General features: G+C 63.0%; 11 protein-coding genes and 1 riboswitch. Of the genes, 2 read left to right on the top strand and 9 right to left on the bottom strand.

What is annotated here, in order from left to right; genetic code table 11:
- Positions 1-131: 131 nt before the first annotated feature.
- Positions 132-1,178: an MBL fold metallo-hydrolase gene (locus tag EDF61_RS09450; protein ID WP_133833911.1), complete on the top strand. Its 1,047-nt coding sequence runs from the start codon at positions 132-134 to the stop codon at positions 1,176-1,178.
- Positions 1,175-2,524 carry an MFS transporter gene (locus EDF61_RS09445; protein ID WP_105662301.1) on the top strand — a complete coding sequence of 450 codons (1,350 nt, stop codon included), beginning with the start codon at positions 1,175-1,177 and terminating at the stop codon, positions 2,522-2,524. Before EDF61_RS09450 ends, EDF61_RS09445 begins: the two co-directional genes overlap by 4 nt.
- A gap of 45 nt (positions 2,525-2,569) precedes the next feature.
- Here EDF61_RS09445 and EDF61_RS09440 read toward each other — a convergent pair whose 3' ends face one another.
- The 9 genes from EDF61_RS09440 to EDF61_RS09400 all read right to left on the bottom strand — a co-directional run bounded on the left by EDF61_RS09440 (position 2,570) and on the right by EDF61_RS09400 (position 12,762).
- Entirely contained in the window at positions 2,570-3,487 is a 918-nt protein-coding gene (locus EDF61_RS09440) for a LysR substrate-binding domain-containing protein (RefSeq protein WP_105656436.1), read from the bottom strand.
- Positions 3,488-3,518: 31 nt separating this feature from the next.
- A complete protein-coding gene (locus EDF61_RS09435; protein WP_166650763.1) occupies positions 3,519-3,815 on the bottom strand; it encodes a hypothetical protein in 297 nt (98 codons plus the stop codon).
- Between the two features lie 95 nt (positions 3,816-3,910).
- Positions 3,911-5,140, bottom strand: coding sequence for an acyl-CoA dehydrogenase family protein (locus EDF61_RS09430; protein ID WP_133833909.1), 1,230 nt, complete (start codon positions 5,138-5,140; stop codon positions 3,911-3,913).
- A 28-nt stretch (positions 5,141-5,168) separates the two neighbouring features.
- The gene (locus EDF61_RS09425; protein WP_208294247.1) at positions 5,169-6,395 is read right to left on the bottom strand and encodes an acyl-CoA dehydrogenase family protein; all 1,227 of its coding nucleotides are present in this window, start codon (positions 6,393-6,395) and stop codon (positions 5,169-5,171) included.
- A gap of 50 nt (positions 6,396-6,445) precedes the next feature.
- Positions 6,446-6,536: riboswitch (SAM riboswitch) on the bottom strand.
- Positions 6,537-6,665: 129 nt separating this feature from the next.
- The gene (locus EDF61_RS09420) at positions 6,666-8,102 is read right to left on the bottom strand and encodes an LLM class flavin-dependent oxidoreductase (RefSeq protein WP_133833908.1); all 1,437 of its coding nucleotides are present in this window, start codon (positions 8,100-8,102) and stop codon (positions 6,666-6,668) included.
- Entirely contained in the window at positions 8,102-9,205 is a 1,104-nt protein-coding gene (locus EDF61_RS09415) for an ABC transporter permease (protein WP_133833907.1), read from the bottom strand. The genes EDF61_RS09420 and EDF61_RS09415 overlap by 1 nt, the downstream gene beginning before the upstream one ends.
- The gene (locus tag EDF61_RS09410) at positions 9,202-10,203 is read right to left on the bottom strand and encodes an ABC transporter permease (protein WP_133833906.1); all 1,002 of its coding nucleotides are present in this window, start codon (positions 10,201-10,203) and stop codon (positions 9,202-9,204) included. Before EDF61_RS09410 ends, EDF61_RS09415 begins: the two co-directional genes overlap by 4 nt.
- Positions 10,200-11,738 (bottom strand): sugar ABC transporter ATP-binding protein, encoded by a 1,539-nt coding sequence (locus tag EDF61_RS09405; protein WP_133833905.1) that lies wholly within the window; start codon positions 11,736-11,738, stop codon positions 10,200-10,202. The genes EDF61_RS09410 and EDF61_RS09405 overlap by 4 nt, the downstream gene beginning before the upstream one ends.
- On the bottom strand, positions 11,722-12,762 hold the full coding sequence (locus EDF61_RS09400) for a substrate-binding domain-containing protein (RefSeq protein WP_105656443.1): 1,041 nt from the start codon (positions 12,760-12,762) through the stop codon (positions 11,722-11,724). The genes EDF61_RS09405 and EDF61_RS09400 overlap by 17 nt, the downstream gene beginning before the upstream one ends.
- Between the last annotated feature and the right edge of the window lie 9 nt (positions 12,763-12,771).

Below are 12,771 nucleotides of genomic sequence, written 5' to 3'. Positions count from 1 at the left end.
TCGATGCTATGAGCATACCCAACCCATTATCGGCTAAACCTATTTAGTTGGTTGATAAAAACAGTTTTACGAATGTGATCCAGCGCATAAGAATTGAATGCAGTACCTGAACGAACGAAAGGGCGCATTCCATGGCCTCCACCAATCTCAATCCCCGCGTCGTTACGCTGGGCACCGCCGGCGGACCACGCTGGTGGACCGGCGAGAACGCCGGCAAGCGCGCGGGAATTTCCACCGCCGTAGTCGTAGGCGAAAGCGTCTACCTGGTGGATGCCGGAACCGGCGTGGGCAACCAGCTGATGAAGGCCGGGTTCACCCCTGCGAACCTTCGCGGCATCTTCCTCACGCACTTGCACTCCGATCACACCATCGACCTGGCTTCGCTGGCCATCTTCGGAATGTTCACCCTGCCGGCCGGCAAGGCTCCGATTTCCATCATCGGCCCCGGCGACCGCGGCGCCCTGCCACCTGCCTCCCCGCGCGCAGTGACCGCCCCGCAGCCGGTCTTCGCGCAGAATCCGACCCCGGGCACTGCCTCGATGTTCGAGCATCTGATGCAGGCCTACGCCACGGACCTGAATGACCGCGTGATCGACGCCCTGCGCCCCTCCCCGCTGGACCACTTCATCGCCTCGGACATCGAGATTCCGGTGGGCACCGGGTACCACCCCAACGAGAACCCGACACCGAAGGGCTTCGCGCCGTTCGAGATCTACCAAGACGAGCTGGTCACGGTGACCGCAACCCTGGTCAAGCACCCGCCGATCGCCCCGGCCTTCGCCTTCCGCTTCGATACCGCAGAAGGCTCGGTGACCATTTCCGGAGACACCGCACCCTGCCAGAACCTGGTGGCCCTGGCGAAGGATACCGACCTGCTGCTTCATGAGGCCATCGATTTCGACTGGGTGCAACGCGCCTACGGTTCGGTTGGCACCTTGGAAGCCCAGGCTTCGATGGACCACCACCGCGCCTCGCACACCTCGCCGGAGCAGGCGATCGAGATCGCGCACCAGGCCGGGGCGCGCAGCCTGGCCCTGCACCATCTGGTCCCCGGAACTACGCCTTTGCAGGTCTGGGAAGCCCACGCCGCGAAATTCTCCGGCAACTACCTAGTGCCCAACGATCTGGACACGATATCCTTTTCCCGCGTCAACAGTGAAATGGCGGCAGTACGATGAGCAGCACCCTGAATAATGGCAACGGCGTGGAGGCACAGGCGTTGGTTCCCTCGCTGAAATCCCCGCAGATGCGCCGGATCCTGGCTTCCAGCTTCATCGGCAGCGCAATCGAATTCTACGATTTCATCCTCTACGCCACGGCGGCCTCGCTGGTCTTCAACAAGGTCTTCTTCGTGGGCCTGACCCCGGGTGTAGCCATCTTCGCTTCCTTTGCCACCTTGGCCGTGGGCTATCTGGCCCGCCCGCTGGGCGGCATCGTGTTCGGCCACTTCGGCGACAAGATCGGCCGCAAGGGCGTGCTGATCACCTCGATGGCGATGATGGGCGGTGCCTCGACACTGATCGGACTGCTTCCTCCCACCGCGCAGATCGGCATGCTGGCCCCGATCGCGCTGATCATCTTGCGCATCGTCCAGGGCCTGGCCGTGGGCGGCGAATGGGGCGGGGCCATGCTGATGGCACTGGAGCACGCGCCGAAGGAGCGCCGCGGCTTCGCGGCGAGCTTCGCGAACATGGGCGGCCCGGCCGGCGCCGTGATGGCCACGTTGGCAGTCTCGGCCGTCTCGCTCATGCCCAATGAGCAGTTCCTGGCCTGGGGCTGGCGCATTCCGTTCCTGATCAGCATCGCGCTGGTGGGCATCGGGCTGGTCATCCGGCTGAAGGTCACCGAGTCCCCGCTGTTCCTCGCGTTGGAAAACAAGGCAGAAGAGCGCAAGACCCCCTTCATGGAGGTCATCACCAAGTACCCGAAGTCCGTCATCCGCGGAACCTTGGTGGGCATGAGCTCCTACACGGTGCAGGGCCTGATGACCGTCTGGGCCATCTCCTACGTAGTCGAGGAAGTCGGCATGGACCGCACTGCGGTGCTGAACATCAAGGCCATTGGCGCCGCGTTGACCGTGGTGGGCATCTGGGTTTCATCGCGCTATTCAGACAAGCTGGGCCGCCGCCCGGTCATGATGGTCGGCATCCTCGCCGGCGCCGTGGCCGCCCTGCCGATCATGTGGATGCTGGAACTGGGCCAGCTGTGGCTCTTCGCCATCGCGCTGTTCGTGGCCAACGGCATCATCCAGGCCTTCATCTTCGGGCCATTCGGCGCGTTCACCGCGGAGCTGTTCCCAACCCGCATCCGCTACACCGGCGCTTCGCTGGTCTACCAGCTCTCCTCCACCGTGGGCGCGGGTTTCACCCCGATGATCGTTGCAGGCCTGGTGCTGCTGGGCGGCGGATCGCTGTGGATCGCCGGAGCCGTTTGGGCCGCCGCGTTCATCGTCGCCGCCCTGGCCATGCGCGGCATCAAGGAAGGCCGCGACGCCGACCTCGAGGCCGAGGAAATGAGCCACTAGCCTCCCGACTGGCGAAAGCGCGGGGCCGGTTGGAACCTACGGGTTCTAACCGGCCTTGCGCTCTTTCTCGGCTCCGGCTTCCTCGCAGAAATCCAAGAACGCGCGCAGCCGCAAGCTAGGGCGGTCCGAAGCGGTGTAGGCCACGCAGATATCGCTCACGCCAACCTCGCCCTCGATCTCCAATACCGACAGCGGCAAGCCGTCGTAGCTCAGGTTGACCGGCGGGCGCTGCACCAGAACGGTATAGCCCAAACCCCGAGCCACCATCCCGCGCACCGCCTCGAAGCTCTGCGAACTCCACCGCACCTTGGGGTCCAAGCCCGACATGCGAAGATTCACCAGCTGGTTATCGCGCACCGTGGGGATGTCCAGGGAGACGAAGTCGTCGTCGGCCAGTTCGCTCAAGGCGACGGAGGTGCGATCGGCCAGCCGGTGATTGCCTCCCACCAGCACATAGGGCCGGCCCGACATCACCGTACGCGAAGAGACCTGCGGCAGCAGGTGGCGGGTATGGGTGAGCACCGCATCCAGGTGGCCCTTGAGCATGCGCTCCTGCAGGTCGGCCCCGTCCCCCTCCACGAGGGTGACCTGCAAATCCGGGTGCACATTGGTGAAGCGTTCGCAGATCACCGGGATCCAGAAAGCGGCCAGCGAGGAATAGCAGCCGATCACCAAAGGGCCGGAGAGCTTGGTCTGGCGTTCGACAATCTGGTCCTGCACTTCTTCGGCATGGCGCACCAGGGCCCGCGAGTCCAGCAGGAAGTCCGTGCCGACAGCCGTGAGCACCACGCCGCGGGCACGTCTGCGCACCAGCAGCTGCGAGCCGACGGCGCGTTCCAGCTCGTCCATGGACTGGGACATGGCTGCCTGGGAAATATGGCACTGCTTCGCCGCAGCGGAGATGGAGCCGAGTTCAGCGACGGCGACGAAGTACTGCAGCTGGCGCAGGGTGTAGTTGATCACCCGCCCAGTCTAGCCAGCGGGCAGCGGACCATTACCGTTCGTAAAGTCGTCCGGTTTTCCTGACCCTCGCCAGATCCCGCTGGCTGACCCTAGTTCTTTCGGCCAACTGACCCAGGCTGGCGCCGTGTTCCAAGGCCAGCACGATAAGCCGCTCAAGCTCAGCAACACAGCTTTGCAGTTCCGCGGTCACCTCGCCGGTTCCTCTGGCTTGCACCTGCAGCAGTGCCAGTCGCTGAACAACGGTGTCGATCGGCGTCCAGTCAAAGTCGAGGACGGGAGGCTTGTACCCGTCCTCGAAAGAAAATTGCCAACCACTCATGCGGGACATCTTCGCATTCAAGACGTTCTGCGGGCAACACTGCACGGTTAAAACCTACGGGCCCAGCATCGGCAAAGAATGCTGGACCCGCAAAATCAAGGAATCTACTTTGATGCACCAATCGCCCACACGCGCGGAAGCTCGGTGCCATTGACCGCCAGGTCGCCAATCAACCGCGCCTTGAACACCCAGGGGTTGTGGTTGCCGGCGGTACGGGCATTGCGCCAGTGCCGGTCCAGGTTCTTGGTAACGCTCGTGGCGCTGGCGGCCAGCGCATCGAAAGCGTGGGTGATCGCGTTGAGGACCAATGGCGTGAGCACCACCTGCGCCTGGGCGCTGGCCAGCTCTGCCGCATCGTTGGCTGCTTCGTCCTCTTCCCCGGTCACCTCGCCGGTGTGCAGCGCCTGCGCAGTTTCGTAGGCACCCTGCAATGCCGTCGACACTCGTTCTACCGTTGCCGCGGCAGCGAAGGCCGCCGCGGAGACCTCGCCGATCACCTGCAGCAGCTGCGGGTCTTCGGCCGCCACATTGGCCGCGGCATGGCTGAAGGTCCGCTTGCGCGCCTTCAGCTCAGCGGCGAAGTCGCGCTCGGCTGCTTTGGCGGAGCCGGCCAGGACAGCGAGCAGCACCTGCTGGTAGAAAGCTGTCTGGTACTTGAAACGCGTATCGAAGTCGATGAGGTCTTCTTCGGCGACAATTGCATCGGTGAAGGTCGAGGTGCCGGTACCCGTGGTGCGCTGGCCGAAGCCATCCCAGTCATCGGCCAGCTCGACGCCGGGCTGGTGGCGGTTGACTGCGGCGATCACCCGCTTGCCGGTGTCGGTGCGCTCTGCGTAGGTATCCAGCCAGTCGGCGAAGATCGAGCCGGTGGAGTAGTACTTGGTGCCGTTGATCTTGAATCCTCCCTCGCCGTCCGGGGTGACCTTGGTGATCACGTCCCCGACCTTGACGGTGCCGACCTCGGTCCAGGAGTTGCCCACCAGTTCTCCCGCCACGAAGCGGGCCAGCCACTTGTCGCGCCCCGGGCCGGGGGCCGCAACCAGACGGTCCTCGACGAAGGCGAAGTGCGCGCGCAGCGCTTGGGCAATATTGGAATCCGCGGCCGCGAGATCCACGAAGAGCTCGAAGAGCTCGGGCAGCGTAGCACCGGCACCCCCGTGCGATTCCGGGACCCGAACCGCACCAAAGCCGGCAGCGGCCAGGTCCGCGACCTGCTGGTAGGGCAATTCGCCGGTGCGGTCGCGTTCGGCTGCGCCCTGCGCAATGCGCGCGAAGAGCGGTGCGAAGCGGTTTTTGAGTCCTGCGAGTCGATTGCCAGTTGCAAGTACAGTCATCGTTCAGTCCAATCCGGGAGAAGTTTTCTTAGGTGTACAGCGAGAGCGGCTGGGACTCTCCGCGCAGGAAGTAGGCGCCGACCTCGATCTTCTTGTAGTCCACTGGGTCGTGCAGCGAATGGGTGCGCACATTGCGCCAGTACAGGTCCAGGCCCACCGAGTTCGCAGTCGAAGATGAACCGGTCACCTCGAAGATCCGGTTCGCCACATCCACTCCCACCTCAGTGGAGACCACCTTGGCTTCAGCAATTTCCACGGCCAACGCCGCTCGCTCGGGCTGGGTGACATCCCCGGCCTTCGAGAGCAGGGCGTCGAATTTCCGGCCCAGCTTCTCGGTCAGCGCCGCCACCGCTGCGGTGCGGGCTTTGAGCTCTCCGACGGTGCGCTGGAAGATCGGGTCCTGCGAGTAGGTCTCTGCCTGCGAGAACAGCCAGGCGTTCTTGCGGCCCAGCAAGATCTGCTTGCCGCGCGCCAGCGCTCCCTGGGCGATGCCCAGGTAGAAGTTGGCGAAGGCCAGCTGGATCCCGGGGGTGAGCAGGGTGGAGACCGGTTCATCGGTGACGAATCCCAGCAAGTCCCTTGCTTCGAGCCGCACGTTGTGGAACTTCAAGGAATTCGACGCGCTCAGCCGCTGTCCCAGGTAGTCCCAGTCGTCAACGATTTCCAAGCCATCGATATCGCGTGGCAGAACCAACGCGAGAATCTGCCCGTCGTATTCTCCGCCCTGGACCAGCGCGTTGATGACGATGACCTCTCCAACACCGGAACCCGTGGAGAACCGCTTGGCTCCATTCAGTCGGTAGCCGTCCCCTTCGGCGCTCAGCGTCAAATCCGGATCAACTGGATTCACCGAATCGCCCCAGAGCCACCCCCCTTCCACGGTGCGCTGCCACCATGCCCCTTGAGCTTCTGCCGGGGCGTAGAACGCAATGCCGGACTGGTTGATGTAGTGGTAAGCCAGCAACTGCGAGATGGATCCATCAGCTGCGGCCAGTATGCGGACCGCTTCGAAGGCCGTTTCCCAATGGGCTCCGGCTCCGCCGAATTCTGCAGGCACCAAGAGATTGAGCAACCCGGCTTCGCGCAGCAGCTGCACTTCGGCGAAAGGCTGGGCGTTCTTGCGGTCGCGGTCGAGCGCGTCAGCCGCCAGTTTGCCAGCTACTTGCTGGGCGACGTCGCGCCAATGAGCGAGTTCAGCTTCATCAGCAGTGCCGATGTAGGGCACGCGCGGCAATTGGGTATCCAGTACAGTCATCTTCGTTCTCCTCTTGGGCTATGGATTCCGAAGGATGCAGAAAATCTGCGGATCCATCGAACCTGGCGTTAGCACTACCTGCGGAGTGCAGGCTTGCTGCGGCGTCTCGGAGCCAGGTCTCTCAGCCGCTCTGGATGGGTTGTGCTCCATCAGTGAAGCACCGACGGCCTCCGCTTGGCAGGGAAGATGTCATAGGACGGAACATCGTCATGAATCGACATTTTCGAGGCCTTCACAGGAGCCTCAGTGGCCGTCATATTTCCTCATGTGTCACCGGGCGCCTAGTACAGCTTCAGGTGTTTGGCTCGCTTCGGATTCCGCTGCCGAGGCCTTTCCCGCATAAGCCCCGCGATAGGCGGCTGCCGGGTGATCGTCAGCCACTCGCGTCGTGCCGGGACCCGCCAGATATTCGCGCAGGGTGTTGCCTTCGTATCCTGCCCAAGTTCTTCCGCGCTTCCGCAACTCGGGAACCACCAGATCGGTGAACTGCTCGAAGGAACCTGGGGTGATGGCATAGGCCAAGTTGATCCCGTCCAATCCTGATTCATCCACCCAACGCTCGATTTCGTCCGCCACGGTTTCCGGCGAACCGACGAGCACCGGTCCGATGCCGCCAACTCCGAGGTAGTCGGCGATGGCATTCGGGGTCCACTTCTGCTGCGGATTCGCTGTAGTGAAAATCGAGACCGCCGATCGCGCCGCGTTGGTTTCCAGATACTGCAGCTCCTCATCCGGCGCGTACTGGCTCAGGTCCAAGCCCGACCACCCGCCATAGAATGCCATGGCACCTTCGCGCGAGGCATAGGACTGGTATTCGCGGTAGAGCTTCTGCGCCTGCGCGTCTGAATCAGCCACCACAGTGGTCATCAGCGCATAGATTTTGGCGGCGTCCCGGGGCCGACCCACCAGTTCGAACTCGTCGCGGATCGCATCGGTCTGGCGGCGGGTGACCGCGGTATTGATCGAATTCAGGAAGATGCCCTCGGCATGCTGCGCGCCAAAGCGCCGGCCGCGCGAAGAAGCGCCCGCTTGGAAGATCGCCGGGGTGCGCTGGATGGAAGGCTCGGAAAGATGGATGCCCGGCACGTTGAAGTACTGGCCGTGATGGTTAATCGGATGCACCTTGGAAGGGTCGGTGTAGACGCCACGTTCGCGGTCCTTGAGAACCGCGTCTTCCTCCCATGATCCCTCCCAGAGCTTGTAGACCACGTCCATGAATTCATCGGCAATGTCGTAGCGGGCGTCGTGATCCAGCTGCCTGGCCATGCCCAGATTGCGGGCCGCCGACTCCAAGTAGCTAGTCACCACGTTCCAACCGATGCGCCCGCGGGTGAGGTGGTCCAGCGAGGAGAACTTCCGGGCCAGCGCGTAGGGTTGCTCATAGGTCAGCGCGCTGGTCACCGCGAAACCGAGATTCTTCGTGGCCGCGGCCATGGCGGAAACCTGCATGAAGGGATCGTTCAGTGGCACCTGGTCGGCATCGAGCAAGGCTGGACCGCTGGAATTCTGGTACACGTCATAGATGCCAAGTACATCGGCGAGGAACAGGGCGTCAAAGCCACCGCGCTCCAGGGTCTTGGCCAGATCCACCCAGTATTCAAGGGTGTTGTATTCGTCGGCTCGATTCTGCGGGTGCCGCCACAGCCCAGGGCTCTGGTGGCTGACGCAGGTCATGTCAAAGGCGTTAAGGTGGATGCGCTTGCCCATTATTTTCTGTTTCCCTTCGCGGTGTTCGTCAGTGCCTGATGCTTGGTCGTGCGCAATAGCGCGAAGATGCCGGTGGCCGGCCGACTCTTGGCCCTCCCGAGCACCACGGCGGCGAGCAGGATGGACAGGAGAACCAGCCCTCGGGCCAGGTCTTGCCAGAAGAAGGACAGGCCAATCAGGTTCAGCCCGTTATCCAGCAGGCCAAAAATCACCACGCCGATCAGCGTTCCGCCCACGGACACTCGCCCGTAGCGGCTGATGGTTGCCCCGATGAAGACCGCGCCAATGGCATCCATCAGATAGGCCTGTCCGCTGCCCGGGACATATCCGTTGGAGCGTGCTGCCAGCACCACTCCGGCGAATCCGGCGATCACCGCGCACAACAGGTAGGCGCTGGCGATCAGCGCATTGGTCCGCAGGCCAGATATTCTTGCGGCGCTCGGCTGTTCGCCGGCCATGGTCAGCTTCCGCCCGTAGCGGGTGATGCCAAGCAGCAGGGCCACCACCAGGGAGATGGAGACCGCGTTGACGATGGCGGCGTCAATGCCCAGGAAGTATCCGCGCCCGATCACGGCAAAACCGTCCGGCACCAGGGGCGCCGACAGGTAGATCGGTGCGCCGCCGCCGGTGAGCAGCTGCTGCACGCTGGTGCCGGCAAACCACACGCTCAGCGTAGCCAGGAAAGCCGGGATTCGCAGGATCACGATCAGCAGCGCATTCACCGCTCCCACCGCCAAGGCGAAAAGCAGCCCGCCGGCCACGGCCACCCACGCACGGTAGCCGTCATGGATCAGCCAAGCGCTGGCCAAGGCTCCCAGATCCAGGGCCACGCCAATCGACAGGTCGATGCCTCCGGCGCGCACCACCAGGGTCAACCCGATGGCGGCCAAGGCGAGCAAAGCCACCTGCCCCAGGATTCCGAAGAGGTTTCCCACGGTGAAAAACACCGGGCTGAGCACCGAGAACACGATGAGGATCAGGGCCAACGTACCCGGAGCCACCAGCCTCGATGCTTGAAGCGTGCCGCGTTTCTTTCCGCTGTAGGCTGCGACCGGTCCGGGGCTCGGCTCCACGGGTGCGGCCAGGGTTTCAATGGTGCTCATCGGTTCTTCCTTCCGCGCAGGGTCACGCTGGCCAAGACCAGCAGGATCAGCAGGCCCTTGGCAGCACCCACCCACTGGCTGGCCACGCCCAGCAGCGTCAATCCGTTATCCAGGGCGGCCACAAATACCGCGGCCAGAACGGTGCCGACCACACTGACCAGCCGCCTGCGCGAAAAGATCATGGACATGTAGGCCACCAGGATGATGTCCAGGAGAATTTGGGTTCCGATGCCTGGAACGGCGGCCGAAAGCCTTGCCACCAGCAGCGTTCCGGCCAGGCCAGCCAACGCCGAGCTGAGCACATAGCTAGCTAGCCGGTATCGGCGCGGGTCAAGTCCCGCCACCTGCGCGGCGGTCGGATTCTGGCCAACCGCATAGGAATTCACTCCCCAGCTGGTTTTGCCATATACCCACCACCCCGCTGCCCCGATGAGCGCCATAAGCCAGGCCACCAATGGGATGCCGAAGAGCACGCTGCCCCGCGCCGCTTCGAAGAAGCCACCGGTAACGGCGATCTTCAAGTTCTGGCTGAAGACCAGTTCCAGCGAAGCGGCCACCCCCATGGTGGCCAAGGTGGCCAGCAGCGGACGCAGGCCCAAGGTGACCGAGAGGCCATTGACGACGCCGATCGCGGTGGCAACGAGGACCCCGTAGAGCACCGCGACCATGCCCGGGGTTCCGGCAGCCGCGGCCAGCGCGGTCACCGTTCCGGCTAGTCCTGCCACCGCGCCGGTGGACAGGTCGATGCCTCCGTTGAGCACGTCGTCGCCGCCAGCGATGATCACAATGGCCAGCCCCACCCCGGCAATGCCGAAGACCGACGCTTGGGTCAGGATGGTGGCGATATTCGAAGCCGTCAAGAAAAATGGGGAACCGAAGGCAAAGAGCAGCAGCACCGCGGTGATGCCGGCGTAGCCGATCCAGGCCGCCAATCTCGGCTTCGTGCGGGACGCGCCAGGCGCAGGTGCTTCGTCGACCGGAACAAGGGTGGTGCTCATGCTTTGACCTCTTCGCGTGATGTTCCGGCGGTTTGGCCGCTGGATGCCAAGTGAAGAATTCTTTCCGTACCCGCCTCGCTCGACGGCAGTTCGGCGATGATCCGACCGCGATAGAGCACCAGCACTCGATCGGCCAGTCCCACTACTTCTTCCAGGTCAACGCTGACCAACAGCGCGGCGGCTCCCTGCTGGACCAACTGGGAAATCTGCGCGTAGATATGCGCACGGCTTCCCACGTCGACGCCCGAGGTGGGTTGGTCCAAGACGAGCACGTCCGATCCCTTGGCCAACCAGCGGGCCAATACCGCTTTCTGCTGGTTGCCGCCGGACAAACCCGAAGCCACGGCTTCTGGATTCGCCGGACGGATATCCAGGCGCTGCACCAGTTCGCTGGCTGTGTCCCGCTCTTTGCGCGCATTCAACAAGCCCAGGCGGCGGCCAAGCTTTCGCAGGCTGGCCGCTGCAATATTTTCGCGCACGGTGTTGCGCAGGAAGATGCCATCTGAATGCCGGTTCGACGGGACGTAGGCGCCTGCCCGGGCGGCAAAGTCCGCCGCAGATGCCACCGGCCGGCCGTGCAGCAGCGCCGAGCCGGTATGCGCACGATTGCCGGTGGCCGCGTCGGCGAGCACCTCAATCCCCGATCCCACCAATCCGGTGACGGCCACGATTTCTCCGGGCGCCACCGAGATATTGATGCCGCTCAATGTTCCGGCCACCGAGAGGTCCACCAGTTCAAGGGCAGGCTCGCCCTGAACGGCGGGCGGCTCGCGCCTCTGGTGCGAGAACTCGTTAACCTGGTTGCCCAGCATCAAGCCGATGACATCTTCGATACTGTCACCGTCCGCGAAACTGGCGTCACCGGCATTTCTGCCGTTGCGCAGCACCGTAATCCGGTCGGTGATCTGCCGCAGTTCCTGGAGATAATGCGAGATGAAAATGATCCCTACCCCGCGGTCCCGCAGATGCCGGATCGTGCCGAAGAGCTGTTCAACTTCATCATTGGCCAACGGTGCGGTCGGCTCATCGAGAATCAGCACCTTGGGTTCGGCCAGTACGGCACGGGCAATCTGGATCAGCTGCTGCTGGGCAACGCTGAGCTCATCAACGAAGGCACCGGTGTCCAGCTCCTGGCCGGTGGTTCGCAAAATATCCGCCCGGGCTGCTGCCTGCGCGGTGCGCTCGTGGCGCCAGAGCCCACGACTCTTCGCGGTGCCCAGATACAGCTGTTCGGCGACGGTCAAGCGGCCGGCCAGATGGCGGTCCTGGTGAATCACTTCAATGCCTAGCGCTTCGGCATCGGCAGGCCGGCGAATTTGCACCGGCTGGCCGGCAAGTTCGATCTGCCCCGAGTCCAGGGTGTACAGCCCGGTGAGTATCTTGATCAGGGTGGATTTTCCAGCTCCGTTTTCGCCCACTAGGCCCAGAACCTCTCCGGCCCGAAGCTGCAGGTGCACATGGTCAAGCACGGCGACCGTGCCAAAGGACTTGTTGATGGCGGCCATGCTCAGCAGTTCCTTAGATTCCGTTGTCATGGCGCACCTGATTCACGTTGTCCTTGTCGACAAAAATCGGCTCGGCATAGCTGGTGCTCGGAACCAGATCGGTTTGCCCATCGAGGAACAGGGCGATATTAGTGGCCGAGGCAGCGGCAATCTGCTTGGTGGGCTGAGCGACGGTGAACTGGTATGAACTGTCCGGGTTCGCTATCAAATCCAGGGCCCCGGGCTCTGCGTCCACTCCATACAGCTTGATGTCGCCACCAGTGGGATCGATGGCCTGCGCGGCACCGATCAGCGGCATGTCCCAGCAGGACCAAATCGCGTCAACTTCGCCCTCGGGCAGCCTGCGCAGTTGGTCCTGGATCTGGTTTTTGGCATCCTCGATGGTGCCTTCGTATTTGTCCTGGAGTTCCGGGGTGATCTTCTCGATATTTGGGTAGTCTTCCAGCACCAGGTTCAGGCTGTTGTACCGGATCCGGCAGGGAGTCACACCGGGGAAGCCGTTGAAGACCAGAATCTTCCCCTTGCCGTGGAGGTCTTCAGCCATGGTGCGAGCCAGCGTGGTGCCGACGTTCCAGTTGTCGCTGGTGACGTTGTTCTTCGAGTATTCGCTTTGGAAATCGATGGTGAACAGCGGGATCCCGGCGGCGTCCACCTTGGCCAAGGCAGGAGTGAGCGTTTGGGCATCGCCCAGGATCACCACGATGGCATCGGGCGACTGGGTGATCAGGTTTTCTACGTCAGAGACGTGCTTCTCGTCTTTGGCTTCGGCTTGGGTAGCGATGACCTCGCCGCCGAGCTCTTTGATGCGCTCTTGGATCTGCTGGTAGACCACGCGCGAGTAGTCGTGCAGGATATCCTTGGCCGCGATGCCGACCTTTTTGCCTTTGAGTGAAGGAACGTTGTCGAGCTTATGCTCGGCTTGCGGATTACTGCTTTGCGCCACAACCGGCGCTATTTCCGGCCGTGGTTCTTTCAGCGAGCAGCCAGTCAGCAGTGTTGCTGCCGCCATCGCTGAAGCCAGAACTTTCAAGGCGTTCGGACGAGTACGAGTCATGTCGTCCCT

This window comes from Arthrobacter sp. JUb115 (assembly GCF_004365035.1).
In the GTDB taxonomy this organism is placed as follows: Bacteria; Actinomycetota; Actinomycetes; order Actinomycetales; family Micrococcaceae; genus Glutamicibacter.
Note: the sequence above shows the minus strand (reverse complement) of the source record. Positions and strands in the feature narration are given on the sequence as shown.

What these genes read in the sequence shown, in the direction of transcription:
- EDF61_RS09450 (WP_133833911.1), top strand. Translation starts at nt 132, where the DNA reads ATGGCCTCCACCAATCTCAATCCCCGCGTCGTTACGCTGGGCACCGCC.
- EDF61_RS09445 (WP_105662301.1), top strand. Translation starts at nt 1,175, where the DNA reads ATGAGCAGCACCCTGAATAATGGCAACGGCGTGGAGGCACAGGCGTTG.
- EDF61_RS09435 (WP_166650763.1), bottom strand. Translation starts at nt 3,815, where the DNA reads ATGTCCCGCATGAGTGGTTGGCAATTTTCTTTCGAGGACGGGTACAAG.
- EDF61_RS09430 (WP_133833909.1), bottom strand. Translation starts at nt 5,140, where the DNA reads ATGACTGTACTTGCAACTGGCAATCGACTCGCAGGACTCAAAAACCGC.
- EDF61_RS09425 (WP_208294247.1), bottom strand. Translation starts at nt 6,395, where the DNA reads ATGACTGTACTGGATACCCAATTGCCGCGCGTGCCCTACATCGGCACT.
- EDF61_RS09420 (WP_133833908.1), bottom strand. Translation starts at nt 8,102, where the DNA reads ATGGGCAAGCGCATCCACCTTAACGCCTTTGACATGACCTGCGTCAGC.
- EDF61_RS09415 (WP_133833907.1), bottom strand. Translation starts at nt 9,205, where the DNA reads ATGAGCACCATTGAAACCCTGGCCGCACCCGTGGAGCCGAGCCCCGGA.
- EDF61_RS09410 (WP_133833906.1), bottom strand. Translation starts at nt 10,203, where the DNA reads ATGAGCACCACCCTTGTTCCGGTCGACGAAGCACCTGCGCCTGGCGCG.
- EDF61_RS09405 (WP_133833905.1), bottom strand. Translation starts at nt 11,738, where the DNA reads ATGACAACGGAATCTAAGGAACTGCTGAGCATGGCCGCCATCAACAAG.
- EDF61_RS09400 (WP_105656443.1), bottom strand. Translation starts at nt 12,762, where the DNA reads ATGACTCGTACTCGTCCGAACGCCTTGAAAGTTCTGGCTTCAGCGATG.